The 16837-nt window shown below is 68.2% G+C and carries 14 protein-coding genes; 7 read left to right on the forward strand and 7 right to left on the reverse strand.

All coding sequences use genetic code 11. The features are described from left to right. The 4 genes from B4920_RS30030 to B4920_RS30640 form a co-directional block, all read left to right on the forward strand. Nucleotides 1-217: hypothetical protein (locus B4920_RS30030; RefSeq protein WP_216820022.1), on the forward strand; the 217-nt coding region annotated here is incomplete at its 5' end. Between the two features lie 241 nt (nt 218-458). Further along, complete coding sequence (locus B4920_RS25020) at nt 459-1607, forward strand: porin (protein WP_079437474.1); 1149 nt, start codon at nt 459-461, stop codon at nt 1605-1607. Nucleotides 1608-1648: 41 nt separating this feature from the next. Then, the gene (locus tag B4920_RS25025; RefSeq protein WP_079437475.1) at nt 1649-3319 is read left to right on the forward strand and encodes a PQQ-binding-like beta-propeller repeat protein; all 1671 of its coding nucleotides are present in this window, start codon (nt 1649-1651) and stop codon (nt 3317-3319) included. A 212-nt stretch (nt 3320-3531) separates the two neighbouring features. Then, the gene (locus B4920_RS30640) at nt 3532-4200 is read left to right on the forward strand and encodes a c-type cytochrome (RefSeq protein ID WP_088179543.1); all 669 of its coding nucleotides are present in this window, start codon (nt 3532-3534) and stop codon (nt 4198-4200) included. 27 nt (nt 4201-4227) lie between these two features. Here B4920_RS30640 and B4920_RS25040 read toward each other — a convergent pair whose 3' ends face one another. From B4920_RS25040 to B4920_RS25055, 5 genes are all read right to left on the reverse strand, one after another. Further along, entirely contained in the window at nt 4228-6519 is a 2292-nt protein-coding gene (locus B4920_RS25040) for a TonB-dependent receptor (protein ID WP_088179544.1), read from the reverse strand. Between the two features lie 104 nt (nt 6520-6623). Continuing rightward, on the reverse strand, nt 6624-7703 hold the full coding sequence (locus tag B4920_RS30035) for an ABC transporter substrate-binding protein (RefSeq protein WP_088179545.1): 1080 nt from the start codon (nt 7701-7703) through the stop codon (nt 6624-6626). Between the two features lie 36 nt (nt 7704-7739). Then, complete coding sequence (locus tag B4920_RS25045) at nt 7740-8759, reverse strand: amidohydrolase family protein (protein ID WP_079437477.1); 1020 nt, start codon at nt 8757-8759, stop codon at nt 7740-7742. A 35-nt stretch (nt 8760-8794) separates the two neighbouring features. Next, the gene (locus B4920_RS25050) at nt 8795-10057 is read right to left on the reverse strand and encodes an acyl-CoA dehydrogenase family protein (RefSeq protein WP_079437478.1); all 1263 of its coding nucleotides are present in this window, start codon (nt 10055-10057) and stop codon (nt 8795-8797) included. A gap of 32 nt (nt 10058-10089) precedes the next feature. After that, the gene (locus tag B4920_RS25055) at nt 10090-11409 is read right to left on the reverse strand and encodes an MFS transporter (RefSeq protein WP_079437479.1); all 1320 of its coding nucleotides are present in this window, start codon (nt 11407-11409) and stop codon (nt 10090-10092) included. A gap of 354 nt (nt 11410-11763) precedes the next feature. Between B4920_RS25055 and B4920_RS25060 the strand changes: the two genes are divergently transcribed. Both B4920_RS25060 and B4920_RS25065 read left to right on the forward strand, forming a co-directional pair. Further along, the gene (locus B4920_RS25060; protein WP_079437480.1) at nt 11764-12894 is read left to right on the forward strand and encodes an AraC family transcriptional regulator; all 1131 of its coding nucleotides are present in this window, start codon (nt 11764-11766) and stop codon (nt 12892-12894) included. 115 nt (nt 12895-13009) lie between these two features. Then, nucleotides 13010-13567, forward strand: coding sequence for a D-alanyl-D-alanine carboxypeptidase family protein (locus B4920_RS25065; protein WP_079437481.1), 558 nt, complete (start codon nt 13010-13012; stop codon nt 13565-13567). Nucleotides 13568-13585: 18 nt separating this feature from the next. Here the strand turns inward: B4920_RS25065 and B4920_RS25070 are convergent, their stop codons facing one another. Both B4920_RS25070 and petA read right to left on the reverse strand, forming a co-directional pair. After that, nucleotides 13586-14242 carry a hypothetical protein gene (locus tag B4920_RS25070; RefSeq protein WP_079437482.1) on the reverse strand — a complete coding sequence of 219 codons (657 nt, stop codon included), beginning with the start codon at nt 14240-14242 and terminating at the stop codon, nt 13586-13588. A 143-nt stretch (nt 14243-14385) separates the two neighbouring features. Further along, the gene (gene petA / locus B4920_RS25075; protein WP_079437483.1) at nt 14386-15015 is read right to left on the reverse strand and encodes a ubiquinol-cytochrome c reductase iron-sulfur subunit; all 630 of its coding nucleotides are present in this window, start codon (nt 15013-15015) and stop codon (nt 14386-14388) included. Nucleotides 15016-15308: 293 nt separating this feature from the next. Here petA and B4920_RS25080 point away from each other — a divergent pair, with 293 nt between their 5' ends. Continuing rightward, the gene (locus B4920_RS25080; protein ID WP_079437484.1) at nt 15309-16637 is read left to right on the forward strand and encodes a sigma-54-dependent Fis family transcriptional regulator; all 1329 of its coding nucleotides are present in this window, start codon (nt 15309-15311) and stop codon (nt 16635-16637) included. Nucleotides 16638-16837 lie beyond the last annotated feature (200 nt).

Below are 16837 nucleotides of genomic sequence, written 5' to 3' on the forward strand. Positions count from 1 at the left end.
GCGCTACGGCCGCTTCGTCCACGTGGGCGGACGAGGCGAGGAATTTGTCGGTGGCGTTCATGGAGGCTCCTTTGGGGATTCGGTCTATGCTCGTTATATAAATGGCGGGCCATTTCCTGCAGACTTTCAGCAATTTCCACGCCACGCCTTGCGGCAGCCCGCCAACAGGCCTTCTCCGCGAACGGGCATCGAATCCGCGCGCTGCGGACAGCAATAAGCACTGAGACGGCAGAGACAAAAGAGACGCCTGTCTCCATTCCCGCTCCGCCAATTGAGACACCTGTCTCTCATTTCACACCCTATTTCCTGCTCACCCCCGCTTATTCCCCGTCCGAATAGGGAAATCCGGACCTGGCAAAGTAATTGCAATTCCCTCCTCACCACCGGTCTATTAAGCCGGCGGAATCCGGATGCTTCCGGCGGAATAGCCGGAAAGACAATAACGAGGAGACATATCCATGATTCAGCACGCATTCGTATCCAAGGGCAGTCTGCAGAACCCGCGCCCTCTCCGCCACGCGGTCGCCATCGCCCTTGCTGGTCTGGCCCTGCCCGCGCTGGCCGAAACCAATGTGGCGATCTACGGCATCATCGACGCCGGCCTGCTCTACCAGAGCAAGACCGGCACCGACGGCAAGAGCAAGTCTTCGATGGAAACCAGCGGCCTGCGCCAGACCATCATCGGTTTCAAGGGGGACCGTGACCTGGGCCAAGGGCTGGAGGGCTTCTTCAACCTGGAAGCCCACTTCGACACCAACAACGGCCAGTTCCACGGCAGCGGCGACGCCCAGGGCAACGGCACCCCGTTCTTCCGCCGCCAGGCCAACCTGGGCCTGCGCGGCGACTGGGGCAGCGTGACCTTCGGCCGCCAGTACGGCCCGGCGCTGCTGGCCCACATCGGCACCGAGCCGCGCGCCTTCAAGGAACAATTCTCCAACCTCTACGCCTGGGCCTACAACCAGTACGCCGCCACCAACGGCGCGCCGGGCACCGACCGCAACACCAACAACGACGTCGGCATTTTCTTCAGCAACGCCATCCAGTACCGCCACACCCTCGGCCCCTACAGCTTCGGCGTGCTGTATTCCCCCGGCGGCCAGGCCGGCAGCACGGACAAGAACAGCGTGTGGGCGGTAGGCGGCACCTATACCGGTCCGGTGGTGCTATCAGCGTCCTATCAGGTCATCAAGGACCAGGCCACGGCCAACGACAACGTACGCCACGGCGGCCTCGGCTTCGCGGTGCCCTTCGGCGACTTCACCTTCAAGGCCAATTACCTCAACGCGCGCAATTCACTCAGCACCGGAGCCAACGTCTCCAACGTCAATGCAATCGGCGTCGGCACCGACTGGAAGTGGCATCCCAAGAACACCGCGACCCTTGCCTATTACGACAACAAGGACCGCATGAACAAGGATGACCACACCCGCAACGTCGTCATCAGCAACGACTACGCGCTGCGCAGCGACACCATCCTGTACGCCCAGATGGCCTACGTAGATGCGGGCTCCGCCGCCACCATCAAGACCAGCATCGTCGCCGCCGGCATTCCGAGTGTGGGCAACAAATCCACGCTGCTCAACGTCGGCCTGAACTTCACGTTCTGAGCCCCCGCCCCGACACACCAGAAGACCACAAGGACACCACCATGAAGATCGCACAACTCCGCCTGGCCGCCTGTCTCGGTGCCGCCGGCCTGATCGCCGGCAGCGCGCTGGCCGCCGACACCCGCCCCGGCTATGCCGACGCCGACAACTGGCCCCAGTACCACCGCAGCTACAACGCCTGGCGTTACAGCCCGCTGACCCAGATCAACAAGACCAACGTCAAGAAGCTCAAGGTGGCGTGGATCCACCAGCCGGGCAACATCACCCACGGCCTGCAGGCCACCCCCATCGTGCTGGACGGCGTGCTGTACTACATCTCCGCCGACAACAACGCCTGGGCGGTGGACGCCGCCACCGGCAAGACGATCTGGCACTACACCGCCAAGCTCAACCCGATCGCCAAGCAGGCCTTCTATGCCTCCGCCAGCCGGGGGGTGACGGTGGGCCGCGGCAAGGTCTTCATCGGCAGCCTCGACGGGCGCTTCATCGCCCTCGACCAGAAGACCGGCAAGGAATTGTGGTCCACCCAGCTCACCGATCCCAAGACCCAGTACGGCGCGCTCTTCTCGGCCCCGCCCCAGCTGGCCGGCGACGTGCTGTTCGGCGGCACCACCGGCGGCGACCAGCCCATCGCCGGCAAGATCTACGCGGTGAATGCCGACACCGGCAAGCCGGTATGGACCTTCGACGTGATCAAGAACGACCCGGCCAGCTGGCCCGGCGACAGCGGCAAGGTGGGCGGCGGCTCGGCGTGGATGCCCGGCACCTACGACGAGAGCACCGACACCATCTACATCGGCACCTCCAACGCCGCACCCGACTACTACACCCCCGGCCGCGAGGGCGACAACAAGTACACCTCGACCCTGCTGGCCCTCGATCCGAAGACCGGCAAGCTCAAGTGGCACCGCCAGGAAATCCCCCACGACACCTGGGACTTCGACTCCGCCTACGAGGCCCTGCTGGTCAAGAAGGACGGCAAGGACGTGATCGTCCACCTCAACAAGAGCGGCTTCGTGTTCGTGATGGACAAGAAGGACGGCGCGCTGGAGAACGTCTGGCAGTTCGCCGAGAACATGAACTGGTCCAAGGGCATCGACCCGAAGACCGGCGCCCTCATCGAACCACGCCGGCCCCAGCCCGGCAAGCGCGAGCTGCTGTGCCCCAACCTGCTCGGCGCACGCAGCTGGAACCACGGCGCCTACAACCCGGGCACCGGCCTGTGGTACTCCCACGCGATGGAAGTATGTAACGAGGTGGTCTCCGGCAAAGACGACCCGGCCAACCTGACCGCCATCTCGGCCCTGTCCCTCGGCATCGACGAGATCAAGCTGGTGCCCCCGCCCAACGGCAAGAAACCCGACGGCCGCCTCGACGCCCGCGACCCGCTGACCGGCAAGGTCAAGTGGAGCATCCACTACGACCTGCCGCCCCTCTCCAGCGTGCTGACCACCGCCGGCGGGCTGGTGTTCACCGGCGACATGGAAGGCCGCCTGTACGCCTACGACGCCGACAACGGCAAGGAACTGTGGCGCTTCAACGCCGGCTCCGGCGCCCGTGGCGGCCCGGTCAGCTACGCCGTCAAGGGCAAGCAGTACATCGTGATCCCCACCGGCCTCGGCTCCCACGCCCCGGGCTTCCTGGCTGGCGCCTTCCCGCAGATCAAGGACCTGCCCGGCGGTGCCGCGCTGATCGGCTTCACCCTCGAGTAAGCCCGCCTTACGAGCTCCGCGGCACGACGGGTCCGGACGCGGCCCGCCGTGCTGTTCCCAGGGTGTGGTGCAGACCTCCAGGTGCCACACCCCTTTTTTATTCCCCTGCTATCCCGTTGGGACGAATTCATTCGCCCACGGAGGTGGATCGACGCACAGAGGGCGAATGAATTCGCCCCAACAAGACCCCAGTTCCAATCGGAGACAAGACCATGAACCCCCTCCCCACCCGCCTGCGGGCATTCGCCCCCGCCCTGCTGCTCGCCCTGCTCGCCCCGGCCCACGCGGTCGCCCCGCCACCCGACGAAGGCAAGGCGCTGGTCGCCGCCGGCCACAACCGCTTCGACAAGCTGTGCGTGAGCTGCCACGGTACGGGCGGCGCCGGCGTGGCCCCCGGCGGCGCCAACGCCAGCTACGGCCCCAAGTTGGCGGCCCGCAGCGACCTGCCGGAAGAACGCATCCGCGACCGCATCATTCACGGCAAGCACGGCGACAAGGCCATGCCGCCGTGGGGCACCGTGCTCGAAGCGAAGGAGATCGACCAGCTCGTCGCCTACGTGAAGCGCCTGGCCAGCACGCCTGCCGGCCAGGGCACCGGCCCGCTGGCCCCCTTCGACCTCAACGAGCAGGCCCGTATCGATGCCGGCAAGCGCCGCTTCGCCAAGACCTGTGCCGGCTACTGCCACGGCTTCGAAGGCGTCGGCGGCCGCGCCCCCGACTTCAAGGGCCGCACCGACCTGCCCGCTGAAGTGGCCTACGAGACCATCTCCAAGGGCCGCCAGGGCGCCGACGTGATGCCCCCGTGGGGCGGCGCCTTCAGCGAGGAACAGATCTGGGAACTGGTCGCCTACCTGCAGTACCTGGGCAAGCAGCAACCGTAAGCGGGCGCCGGCGCGCCCTCGTGCTTGTCAGTACTTCAAGCTCAGACTCAGCCCCACGATGCGCGGCTCGCCGTAGCCGGTCGGATAGTGACCATTGGTGGCGTTGGTGCCGCCCTGGTAGAGCATGGCCTGGTTCTTGTAGCGCTGGTCGGTCACGTTGTTCACGTAGGCGCCGACGGTGACCTTGCTGCCGGGCAGCGTGTAGGCGGCGCGCAGGCTGCCGAGCCAGAAGGCTTCCTGGATGGCGTAGGGGTCGGTGTTGTCGGTGACGTTGAAATTCACCTGGCTGGTGTAGCTCCAGTCGGTGCTGAGCAGCAGGCTGCCGCCGGCGACGGGCAGGCGGTAGTCGGCGCCGAGCAGGCTGGTGACGCGCGGCACGCGGGCGAAGTTGAAGCCGGCGTAGCTCTTGCCCCCTGCGGTGAGCTCGTTGAACTTGGTGCGCAGGCTGCTCAGGTTGGCGCGCAGCTTGAGGGCCGACGTGGCCTGGAACTGGGTCTCGAACTCGATGCCGTCCACCTCGCCGGCACCGGCGTTCATCAGCGTCGGGTAGAAGGCGCTGCCGAACACCTGGTTCACCACCAGCTGCATGTCCTTGTAGTCGTAGTGGAAGGCGCTGGTGTTGAAGATCAGGCGCTGGTCGAGCCAGCTGCTCTTGTAGCCCACCTCGTAGGACTTGAGCTTCTCCGGCTTGACCACCGAGAACTGCGAGACGCCAGGCACCCCGTTGGGGGTGATGTAGGTGTTGTAGTTGCCGGAGCGGAAGCCGCTGGCGTGGCGCACGTAAAGCAGCTGGTTGGTGGCCAGGCGGTACTCGGGCGTGAAGTCGTAGCCGAGGTTGGACCAGCTGTTCTCCACCCGCCCGTTGGTCGAGTAATAGGTGCTGGTGGTGGCAGCGCCCAGGGAGTCCGGCGACCACCAGTCGGCGGCCACCGGGAAGGCCGCGCCGCTCGACGCGATGCGCGTGGTGAGGTCGATGCCGACCGTCTCGCGGGTGTAGCGCACGCCGCCGTTGAGCTTGAAGCGCTCGTTCACGCGGTAGCCGGCGCTGCCGAAGAGGGCCGTGCTGCGGGTGTCCTGGGTGTAGGCCGTGTAGTTGTACGACTGGGTGCCCGTGGTGCCGGTGAGCTTGGCGTTGGTGGTGAAGGAGTCGTTCTTGTCGTGGAAGAAGTAAGCCCCGGCGATCCAGCTGAGGTCCTGGTCCTTGCGCGAGGCGAGGCGGAACTCCTGGCTCTCCTGGGTCACGCTGTTTCGGTTGTAGGAGCGCGCGTTGCTGCCGGTACGGTATTCGTAGGGCGTGTAGTCGGAATCCGCCACGCCCCAGCGGCGGCCGTGGTCGACGGCGGTGATGGAGGTCAGGGTCAGCCCGCCGAGGGCCCAGTTGAGGGTCAGGTTGAGGCCCTGGGTCTCGACGCGCAGGGGCAGGTCCACGTTGTAGGCGACATGGCGGCGATCACCGTTGCCATTGCCGATGGGCGCCACATAGCCGTTGAGGTCCGCCGCGCCGTTGCGGGTGACCGAGTACCAGGGGTTCTGCGTGCCTTCCAGGTTGCGCAGGTTGAGGGCCAGGCTAGCGTCGAAGTCCGGCGTCACCAGGGCCAGCAGCTGGAAGCGCCCGGCGAAGTCGCGGAAGTCGCCGACGTCGCGGCCGTTGGTGGTGTTGGTAGCGAGGCCGCCGCGCTCCTCGTAATGCACGGCGGCACGGCCAGCCAGCACGCCTTCCTTCAATTCGCCGCCGATGGCGCCTTCGGCCACGCGGGTGCCGTAGCTGCCGGCCTCGAAGCGGGCATAGCCGTCGGTGTTGAAAGTGGGTTTCTTGGAGATGAAGTGGAAGGCGCCGCCGGTGGTGTTCTTGCCCCACAGGGTGCCCTGCGGCCCGCGCAGCACTTCCACCTGCTGAAGGTCGTAGAGCGGCGCGCCCTGGAACAGGTTGTTGTTGTAGTAAACCTGATCGGAGTAGAAGCCGATGGGATTGACCGCGTTGTTGGTGGCTTCGTTGGAGCCGACGCCGCGGATGAAGAAGCGCGGTCGCGCGCGGCTCTCGGTGTTCCAGCCCTGGGCCGCCGGCACGAACTTGGCCACGTCCTTGGTGGTGCGCAGCTCGGCATCCTGGATGTCGGCACCGCTGATGGCGGTCACCGCGGCGGGCACCTCCTGCAGTTTTTCCGAGCGCTTGGTGGCGGTGATGACCACCGTGTCGAGGGCGGCGCTGTCCGCCTCGCCATCTGCGGCCCAGGCGGCCGGGATGCTGCCGAGGCCGATCAGGGTGCCGGCGACGGCCAGGGCGATGCGCTGTCGTTTGAATCGCTTTACGTGATGCACTGTGTTCTCCGCGCAAGAGGGCACGGCCCACCCGCCAGGGGCGCTGCCGGCCGTTTCGGTTTCAATGAAAAAGGGGAATAAGGGTCGGGGAATCGGGGCCCGAGCTAGACCTTGCCGGCAGCCTTCCAGTCGGCCAGCAGCTGCCGGGCCTCGGCGAGGGGCGCCGGGTCCACCCACGGCCCGATGTCGAAGTCCTGCGGGATGAAGCCGTGCTCGAGCAGGAAGTCCTTCTGCACGCGCAGGCTGGCGACCTTGTCCGCATCCATGTCGATCTGCACGCCCTGGGCTACGCTGTCGTAGGCGCCGGCAAGAATCTCGGGGGCCACGTTGAAGTCGCGGGCGATCAAGGTCACCGTCTCGTCCGGGTGGGCCAGTGCCCATTCGGCAGCCTGCAGCAGGCGGGCCAGGTAGCGCACCACGATGTCGCGTCGCTCGTCGAGCAGCGCCCCGCTCACCGCCAGGCCGCGCAGCACCGAGGGGTGCACGCGGGCCAGCGGGTCCGGGTTGTCGCGGCTCTCATACACGGTGCGGATGCCCAGTTCGGCCTCCACGTCGGCCGGCAGACGGGCGAACACCGCGTCCACCTGCCCGGAGCGCAGGGCCTCGGCGAGCACGGCGGCCTGCTCCCTGAAATAGTCGCGGCGCAGCCCGTCGGGCCCCGGCTCGGTGGAATGGGGCGGCGCCGGCAGATCCACGCGCTGCACGTCGGCAAGGCTGAGCCCGGCCGTCGCCAGGGCCGCCGAGAAGAGCTTGAGCTGCTGGGCGATCATCAGGTCGAAGGCCTGCTCGGCCCGCCCGATGATGCCGACGCGGCGGCCCTTGAGATCGGCCGGCGTGGCGATGCCGGAAGCCGCCAGCACCTTCAGCGGGTAGGAACCTTCCAGCCAGGCCAGCGCGACGATGCGGTTGTCCACCCCGTGGGCGCGCGCCCACACCGCCGGCGCGTGGCCGGCATTGCGGATCCACAGGCGCTCGTGGTGGGCGTAGCTCAGTTTGCCGGTGAAGCCGATGGACTTGAAGCTCACGTCGAAGCCGGGCTCGTCGGCGAACTCTTCTTGCAGGTAGCCCAGCTGGTAGGCCAGCGCCGAGGCGGTAGGCACCGCCGGGCAGCGGGTCAGGCTGAGGGCGCTGCGGGTCGGGGTGGCGGCGGGCGCGGGCGGGGCTGCGCCGAGGGTCACGGTCATCGGAGTCTCCTGGGTCGATGCGGGGCCGGGCGGCGCTCAGGCGGCCCGGGCCAGGCGTTCGAGAATCTCCCGCCCGTTGTTGAAGAGGGTCTGCAGGGTGTGGGCGTCGAGGCCGCTGCCGCGCACCGCGGCCAACACCGGCGCACTCGGCACCAGCGGGTAGTCGGAGCCGAAGAGGATCCGCTCGGCCCCCAGCACGCGCACCGCCAGGCCGAGGGCTTGCGGGTCGCTGCCGAGCACGCCGGTGTCGATGTAGATGCGGCGCAGCGCCGGCAGCTGCGGCGGCAGGCCTTCCTTGCGGCCCCGCGCGTCAATGGAGCCGGCCAGCGCCGGCAGGATGCCGCCGAGCATGGCGAGCTGCACCGTCACGTCCGGGAAAGGGGCGAGGAAGTCTGTGAGGGCCAGGGTGATCCACGCCGCCGAGAACTGGGACGTGGATTCCAGCAGCCAGCGGGCGGTGGCGGCGTCGGCCGCCGGCGGATGGGCCCACTGCCCCGGCACGCAGGGATGGGCCAGGCCGGTGTGCAGGTAGAGGTGGCTGCCGTGGCGCTGGGCCACTTCGAGGATCGGCGCCACGTGGCGGGCGCCGTCGAGGCTGAGGAAGGCGCCCGCCGGCAGCACCGCGCCGATCAGGCCCAGCTCCCGGTGGGCCCGGTCGAGCTCGCGGGCCGACCATTCGACGTCGGCGGTGGTCAGCGCGGCGAGGCCGCTGAGGCGGCCCGGATGGCGGGACACCAGCTCCGCCAGGTCGTCGTTGTAGTCACGGAACAGCGTGCGGGAGGCCGCCGCATCAAGGGCCGGGTCGACACCCAGCGTGGTCGGCCAGGAGATCACCTGGTGGTCGATGCCGGCCTCGTCGATGTGGGCGATGCGGGTCGGCCCGTCGAAGAAGGTCGGGCCGATGGGGATCGCGCGGGACAGCACCGAGCTGTTCACCAGGAACTCCAGGCCGCCGTCGGGGCGGCGCTGCACGCGCGGCGCGGCGTCGCGGGTTTCGAGGAAGGCCAGCGCGCGGGGCGACAGCCAGTGGGTGTGCCAGTCGATGATCTGGGTCATGTCGGGTTCTCTCGGTTGCGGGGTCGGGGGGCGGATCAGGCCTGGGCGGGTTCGGGGAAGCGCGACGGGAAGCGTGGCAGGGTGCCGTTCAGCGCGTAGTCGCCCACCAGGCGCAGGGACAGGACCAGCGGATCGTGGGAGGCCAGCGTGCGGACGTCGCGCCAGTAGCGGTCGAAGTCGTTGGCAGCGCTGGTGCCGCGGCCGCCGGCGAACTCGAAGACCCGCGGCGTCACCTCCAGCGCGATCTGCGAGGCGTGGGAGCGCAGGCCCAGCGACTTGACCGACAGCTCGGACAGGCCGTCCTCGTCGATGTGGGCGCGGCCGTCCCAGCCCGCCTGCAGGTCGGCGATGAAGCGGTCGAAGTAGCCCAGCGCCGCCTCGACCTTGATCCACAGGTCGGCGAACTGGGTCTGCACCAGCGGGTCGCCGCCGATGGAACTGGCGCCCGGCAGGATCGACTGGCGCCGGTCGTGCAGCGCGTAGTCGCGGGCGGCGTCCAGCGCGGCCAGCGCCGAGCCGAGGTACACCGCCGAGTAATACAGCGCCCCGAAGGTGGTCCAGAAGGGCAGCACGCTGCGCTGGGCGCCGGCATGCTTCCACGGGATCACCTCGTCGGCGTAGAGGCGCACGTTGTCGAAGCTCACTGTGCTGGAGTCGGCGCCGCGCAGGCCGATGGGGTTCCAGTCGTCGTGGAAGCGGATGCCTTCCCGGTCGGTCGGCAGATAGCCATAGATGAAGTGCTGGCGGTTGCTGTGCTCGGCCAGCACGGTGGTGACGTTGGCGAGGGGCGCGCCGGTGTTCCACTTCTTGACGCCGTTGATGACGTAGCCGCCGTCCGGATGGGGCGTGGCGAAGAACTCCCGGTTCACGTACTGGGTCACGTTGCCCCAGTACCAGCGCCCGGCGGTGGCCTGGCGCACGATGGCAGCGTTGTCGCCGGTGAAGTCGTGGAACAGCGGCACCGCCGAGTTGTACATGTGGAAACCCAGCAGCGCGCCGACCGAGCCGTCGCCGCGGGCGATCTCCAGCACCGACCAGGCGGCGTCGCGCACGCTGCCCCCTCCCCCGCCGTGCTCCCGCGGGTAGAAGAGGTTGACGATGCCGGTCTCGCGCAGGCGGCGGATCGCGTCGGCGGGACGGATGCGCTGGTGGTCGCGCTCGGCGGCGCCGGGCTTGAGTTCGGCGGCGAGGGAGCGGGCGGTGGCGATCCAGTCGCCGGGATAGGGCTCGAAGCGGAGGTCGGCGGGCGCAGCGGCGCGGGCGGCGTCCCGTTCGGGCGTCGCGGTGATGAGGCTCATGGCAGGCTTTCGTTGCGGGTTGCGGGGGAAGTTCAGGAAGCGCTGGGCAGCACGCGGGCCGGGCTCAGCTTGATGGCCACGGCCAGCCCCAGCCAGACGAGGCCGGCGGCCAGGTAGCAGGCCGGCGCCACCAGCACCGCCGTAGCGAGGGAGTAGCGGTCGGACAGGATGCCGACCAGCTCGGGGCCGATGACGCCGGCCACGCCGGAGGTCAACACCACCGAAAAAGCCGCGGCGCTGTTGCGCAGGCGCGGCGGCACGGTCTCCACCACCAGCGTGGTCAGCGTACCGGCGCTGAGGCCGAAGCTGGCGATGGCGGCGACGATCAGGATCTGCGCCAGGGCCAGGTCGGCCGTGGTGTAGGCCAGCGTGAAGGCCGCTGCGGCGATCACCGAGGTGCTGCTCAGGAAGGCCGGGAAGCCCCAGCGGTACGGGCGCAGGAGCAGGCTCGACAGGTAGCCGCCGATCAGGCCGGCCGGCAGCGTGAAGAGCAGCGTCTGGGCCAGGAAGGCCGAAGCCTGCTGGTTGGCGAGCCCATGGACGCGATGCAGGAAGGCCGGAATCCACATCTGCACCGACATGGCGGTGAAGAAGAACACCAGCGCCGCGCCATGCAGCACGTAACCGGGGCTGCGGAACACCGCCAGGCTGGCCCGGAAGTCCGGCCGCTCCGCCTTGGCGCCGCCGGCAGCCCGGGCTTCGCTGCCGCCCAGTTCCGGCTCCCGAACCCACACCAAGGCTAGGGCAAGGGCCAGCCCCGGCACGCCGGCGACGAAGAAGGCGGCACGCCAGCCATACTGGGCGGCGACCCAGCCGCCGACGGCCAGCGCCAGCGCGGCGCCGATCTTGTTCTTCAGCATGTACAGCGAGAACACCAGGTTGCGCCACTTGGGACGGTACAGGTCCGCCAGCCAGCTCGGCGCCAGGCTGTTGTAGGCGGCCTCGCCGAAGCCGGTGACGATGCGCCACAGCAGCAGGCCGGCAAAACCCTCGGCAAGGCCGGTGGCCGCCGCCGCCACGCTCCACAGCAATACGCCGGTGAGCAGCACCGCCTTGCGCCCGAGGCGGTTGGCGAGGAAGCCGAAGACCGGCGCGCCGACGATGCCGGCGAAGGTGAACAGGGACGACAGGCGGCCGATCTGCTCGTCGCTGAAGCCGAACTCGTTCTTGATCGGCGTGAGCAGCGACGCAATGATCATCGCGTCCATCACGCAGACCACGCCGAGGGCCAGCAGCAATGCCAGGGACGCATGCGCCGCCCAATCGCGGGACGACGTGGAATCCGCCGCGCCGGCAAGGCAATCGGCCGGATTCAATTGACTGGCAAGAGCGGAGTCGCGGGAGGATGACATGATCCGGATTGAATAAATAAAAAGGGTTATTGGCTGCGGCGCCCCATCCAATTCATACCCTGGACGATCCGCCTAATCTGGACGCTATTGTTGGGGCGCGGCCCATCCTGAGAGAAGGACAATCCGTGCCACGTTTAGAAGGATTAATGGATTGCTTATCGCAAGGATTGCGTTGGGTACGCCGTGGGCCTTTGCTATATTTTTCCCCGACTCTGTGTACCTGACCGGCCACGCCTTCCCAATTCGGCCTCACGGGAACACGCGGGAATTGGCACCACCCGGCGCGCCCCCGTGCCCCCTTCACCCCCGCCCTGCAATCGGCAAGGCCCACCAATCCGAGCATGGAGAGACCCGATGGGATACCTGGACCCGGACAATCTGCGCCACGCGGCTTCTGCAGCGGGCTACGGCGCCGCCCGGGGCTGGGACATCGGCATCCACGACCGCCAGTTCACGCTCTACCAGCTGTCCGGGCTGATCGCCTGGGCGCGGGAACGGGGCGCCCTGCCGCCCGCGCTGGAGCGGGAGCTGGGGCTCGACGTGTCGGCCCAGGACTGGCCGGCGATGATCATCTCCTACGTGGACTTGCGGCGCATCCTCGAACGCCTGTGGCACGGCGCCGACAAGGGGGAATCCCTTTTCAATCACGCGTCGCGCGTCAATTTCGCCAGCTTCGGCCTCATCGGGCTGGCGGCCATGGCCTTTCCCACCGGCGAGGAAGGCATCCGCTTTTGCGCGCGCAGTTTCCGCACAGCCTGGAGCGCGGTGCCGGAATCCGGCGGCAATGGCGGACTGAGCATGCTGCATATTCCGAAATTCCACGACCCGGAAATGCGCAGCGCCCTCGAGCTATTTCATTTCGTCAATTGCCTGTCGGTATCCCGTTCGCGCACACCGGGCATTCCGATTGCGCGGCAGGTAGAGCTGACGCATTCGGAAGGAATTTCCCGGCAGGCCCTGGAAGACTTTTTCGGCTGCCCGGTGAAACTCGGCGCCGATATCGCCCAGATCCATTTCACGCGGGAATGGATCCAGCGCCCGACCGGTGTGCCCAATTCCGATGTGCGCAGCCACCTGCTGCGCCTGTGCGCCCAGGTGGACAGTGCCGAGGCGCCGGGCGCGCGCACGCCGCTGCAGTTCCTGTCGGACCACATCCGCGAGATCCGCTCGTCGGAGGAGATGGCCCGCTACATGGGGGTCAGCCGCCGCACCCTCGCGCGCATGCTCGACCGGGAAGGCGTCAGCTACAGCATGCTGTCGCGGGCGGCCCGCTCCCTCCATGCACAGCGCATGCTGCGCGGCCGCGAGCCGATCCGCGAGGTGGCCGACGTGCTCGGCTTCGCCGATGAACGCAGCTTCCGCCGCGCCTTCCGCGAATGGACCGGCCTGTCGCCAAGCGATTACCGGGCCCGCCACGATACCGGGGACGGCCCGGACCGGCCGGCCGATGGCCGCCCCGCGGACACGCTGCGCCCCGCGGGCTGAGCCTGCCCCCGGCGGGAGGACGGCCCCGCACCACTGCGGCGTGCCTGTCGCACGGCCCTCGTATTAGGATAGCCGCCGGGCCGGATCGGGCCCGCTCCCCTTCACGCCCACGGCCATGGCTCTCCCCCTTTCGAATCCGCAGACGCAGCTGCCCGACCTCCTCCACCAACTCGGCATCCCGGCCGGCGAGATCGCCCGGCGCGGGCTGCGCCTGTTCAACGAAGCGCAGGATCTGGTCGTGGTGGAAACACGCGCCACCCGGGGATTCCTGCTGCAGCCGCGGGCAGCGCAGGCGTGGCGGGAAATGCAGGCCGCCGCCGCGGAGGACGGGATCGTGCTGGAGCTGGTATCGGCCTTCCGCAGCATCGAGCGCCAGGCGGAGCTGATCCGCCGCAAGCTGGACAATGGCCTCGCGCTGGCCGACATCCTGAGCGTGCTGGCCATTCCGGGCACATCGGAACACCACACGGGCTGCGCCATCGACGTGACGACGCCCGGCGGTCCGCCGGCGGACGAGTCCTTCGAAGACACAACCGCCTTCGCCTGGCTGAACGCCCATGCGGCGCAGCACGGCTACACGCTGTCCTTCCCGCGCGGCAACCCCGAAGGCTATCTGTACGAGCCGTGGCACTGGTGCTTCGAGCGGGAGCGGCTGCTCGCCGGGATGGCCTGAGCGACGTCCCCGCGCGGTTCAGGTATCGAAACGGAAGCCGGCAGGCTTCGGTCGCTGACGCTCCCGGAAGGCGGTCATGAAGGCGTCGCGGGAGCGCAGCAGGAAGAAGGGATTGCGCTGACGCTCCTCGCCAATCGTCGACACGGTGCGCCCATGCACGTCGTGGCCGGGAAAGACCAGCACCTCGTCCGGCAGCACGAACAGCCGGTCGACGACCGAGTCATACATGCGTCCCGGATCGCAGATGTCCCCTTCCGCGAGGCCGCAACCGCCCAGCTCCAATGCATCGCCGCAGAACAGGCGGTCCTGCCACAGATAACTGACGCTGAACGGCGTATGGCCAGGCGTGGCGATCACACGGATCGGTTCGGCAGCGACGAGAAGCGTGTCCCCCGCGGCAACCGCACGGTAGCGTTCGCCACCGTCCGGGGGCGCGCCGGCCACCAGCGGCACCGCCGGATAGAGGTGGGCCAGGCGTTCCAGCATGTCGCCATGGACGTGGGTCAGCAGGATCATCCGCAGCTCAAACCCACGCTCGGCCAGCAGGGACTGGAGCAGCAGCGCCTGACAGGGATCGGGATTGGGATCGACGGCGACCGCCGCAGCGCCCCCCGCCGGGGCGAGCAGATAGCTCATCGCGGAAGTACGTGGGTCGAAGAACTGCCGGAAGTACATGGCCACGCCCCTCAATGCCCTGCCATCCGCAGCACGGCCAGCAGAACCCCTGTCAGCAGTGACAGCAGACGCAACACGGGGTCCGTGTCCTGGAGCATTCGGGCATCAGGATGAATCTTGTTCATGGCCATCCTCCATCGACGTCAGGCCGCCGCGGCATCGTCTGCGCCGATCAGCAGGCGGGTGTCGCTCAGGTACTTGTAGGGCGGGATCTCCAGGTTGGTCGGTGCCGGCTTGTTCTTGAAAACCCGCCCCGCCAGATCAAAGGTCGAGCCATGGCACGGACACAGGAAACCGCCGGGCCAGTCCGCACCGAGGGTCGGGTTGCCGGCCTGGAAGGCGCTGGACGGCGAGCAGCCGAGATGGGTGCAGATACCGACCGCCACGAAGATCTCCGGATTACGCGAGCGATGGGCGTTGCGCGCGTACTCGGGCTGCTGGGAAGCCACGCCGGATTGCGGATCGGCCAGCTGCGGCTCGGCCCGGGCCAGCGCGGCCAGCATGTCGGGGGTACGCCGGAGGATCCACACCGGCTTGCCGCGCCATTCGACGACCATCAGTTCGCCCGGGGCGAGCTTGTCGATATCCACCTCCACCGGTGCCCCGGCGGCCATCGCGCGCTCGGACGGGGTTAGCGTCGCCACGAAGGGCGCAGCGGCAGCCACCGCCAGCGCCCCGCCGGCTCCGGCGGTGGCGATGAGCAGGGTCCGGCGGGACGGATTGCGGGGAGATTCGGGTCCGCCGAAGGCCGGCGGCAGGGTCGTGGTGGGCATGGAGTCCTCTCGGTTGGGCTGGCGGTGGTCGTCAAGCTGTATCAGCTCCAGCTAATCAACATCCATGCCACTTGAGTTCGCGACACCAAGCCCTTGCGCATCAAGCACTTACGCCCGCGCACCGCGGAGCGCGCTGCCATCGGGCCTGCCAAGCGAACTGCCATGCGCTTGCCTGGCAGTTCTTCCAGCCGCCAACGCGCGACGAGACCCGAAAGTGGTCATCCGGCGCGATTTGACCGTGGCGGTCTGCCATGACAGCATCCGGCAGACCTGCTGGCAGAAAGCCTTTTCCCATGACCATCGGTCCTCACCCCCTCCCCGAACTCGTCTCCTTCCTCGACACCCTGCCGGAGCCGCACATCCTGTGCGACCGCAACTACCGCATTCTGGCCGCCAACGGCGCCTACCGCGCCAAGTGCGAGCGGCCGGACGACCTGATCGGGCGCCACTGCTACGAGGTGTCCCACCACTACCCGGTGCCCTGCGACCAGGCTGGCGAATCCTGCCCGCTGGCGCGCAGCCTGCAGTCCGGCCAGCGGGAGCGTGTGGTGCATCTGCACCACACCGCCGGCGGCGAGCGCTACGAGAACATCGAGCTGTCGCCGATCCGCGACCGGGGCGGGGAGATCGCCTTCTTCATCGAGAAGCTGGAGCCACTGCCGGTGGCCCGCGGCGTCGCCGCGGATCAGGGCCTGATCGGCCGCGCATCGACTTTTCTGGCCATGCTGGAGCTGGTGGCCCGCGTCGCCCCGTCCGAAGCCAGCGTGCTGCTGCAGGGAGAATCCGGCACCGGCAAGGAGCTGGCCGCCCAGGCCATCCACGAGGCGAGCCGGCGCGCCGACCGCCCCTTCGTGGCGGTGGATTGCTCCGGCCTCACCGAAACCCTGTTCGAGAGCGAACTGTTCGGCCACGAGCGCGGCGCCTTCACCGGCGCAACCACGCGCAAGAGCGGCCTCGTCGAAGTGGCCAGCGGCGGCACGTTGTTCCTCGACGAGCTGGGTGACATCCCACTGGCGATGCAGGTCAAGCTGCTGCGCCTGCTGGAAACCGGCACCTACCGGCGGGTCGGCGGCACCGAGCTGATCCGCGCCGACATCCGCCTGGTGTCCGCCACCCACCGGCCGCTCAAGGCCCTGGTGGAAAAAGGCCAGTTCCGCCAGGACCTGTTCTACCGCGTGAATGCCTTTCCGATCAGCCTGCCGCCGCTGCGCCGCCGCCGCGAAGACATCCCGCTACTGGCCGAAGCCCTGCTCAAACGGGTGGCGCCGGAGCGCCCACTGGGCATCGCCGCGGACGCGCTGGACTGCCTGCTGGCCTACGATTACCCGGGCAATGTGCGGGAGCTGCGCAACATCCTGGAGCGCGCCAGCCTGCTGTGCGACGGCGACCTGCTGCAACTGCGGCACCTGCCGGAGGAGCTGCAATTCGGCGAATCCGGCGGCGATGCGGCCGCGGAGGCCGAAACAAGGAACGGCCCCCACATGCCGCTCGGACGCGGACAACTGAGCGATGCGGAGTTGCGTGCCGCGCTGCAAAGCCACCGCGGGTCCCGCAAAGCGCTGGCGTCACAACTGGGCATGAGCGAGCGCACGCTCTACCGGCGTATCAAGGAACTGGGCTGAACAGACCTTGCCAGATGTACGAAGGGGAAGCCGGATCGCTCCATGCTTCCCCTTGTCGGTGACGGCTCTGACGCTTACTGCGGTATCAGGAACACCGACTTCTCGCGTACCGCCACGGTTTCATCGTCCAGCGCCTTCACTTCGATATACACGGTGTTGGAGCCGGGCTTGCCCGACTCGGGCGGCGCCGCCACTTCGAT

Origin of the sequence: Zoogloea sp. LCSB751, from assembly GCF_002028455.1 — a bacterium.
Classification (GTDB): Bacteria; Pseudomonadota; Gammaproteobacteria; order Burkholderiales; family Rhodocyclaceae; genus Zoogloea.

Coding starts and splice junctions, on each gene's coding strand:
- B4920_RS25055 (WP_079437479.1), bottom strand. CDS start 11,409: ATGTCATCCTCCCGCGACTCCGCTCTTGCCAGTCAATTGAATCCGGCC.
- B4920_RS25065 (WP_079437481.1), top strand. CDS start 13,010: ATGGCTCTCCCCCTTTCGAATCCGCAGACGCAGCTGCCCGACCTCCTC.
- B4920_RS25070 (WP_079437482.1), bottom strand. CDS start 14,242: ATGTACTTCCGGCAGTTCTTCGACCCACGTACTTCCGCGATGAGCTAT.
- B4920_RS30640 (WP_088179543.1), top strand. CDS start 3,532: ATGAACCCCCTCCCCACCCGCCTGCGGGCATTCGCCCCCGCCCTGCTG.
- B4920_RS30035 (WP_088179545.1), bottom strand. CDS start 7,703: ATGACCGTGACCCTCGGCGCAGCCCCGCCCGCGCCCGCCGCCACCCCG.
- B4920_RS25020 (WP_079437474.1), top strand. CDS start 459: ATGATTCAGCACGCATTCGTATCCAAGGGCAGTCTGCAGAACCCGCGC.
- B4920_RS25060 (WP_079437480.1), top strand. CDS start 11,764: ATGGGATACCTGGACCCGGACAATCTGCGCCACGCGGCTTCTGCAGCG.
- petA (WP_079437483.1), bottom strand. CDS start 15,015: ATGCCCACCACGACCCTGCCGCCGGCCTTCGGCGGACCCGAATCTCCC.
- B4920_RS25045 (WP_079437477.1), bottom strand. CDS start 8,759: ATGACCCAGATCATCGACTGGCACACCCACTGGCTGTCGCCCCGCGCG.
- B4920_RS25050 (WP_079437478.1), bottom strand. CDS start 10,057: ATGAGCCTCATCACCGCGACGCCCGAACGGGACGCCGCCCGCGCCGCT.
- B4920_RS25025 (WP_079437475.1), top strand. CDS start 1,649: ATGAAGATCGCACAACTCCGCCTGGCCGCCTGTCTCGGTGCCGCCGGC.
- B4920_RS25080 (WP_079437484.1), top strand. CDS start 15,309: ATGACCATCGGTCCTCACCCCCTCCCCGAACTCGTCTCCTTCCTCGAC.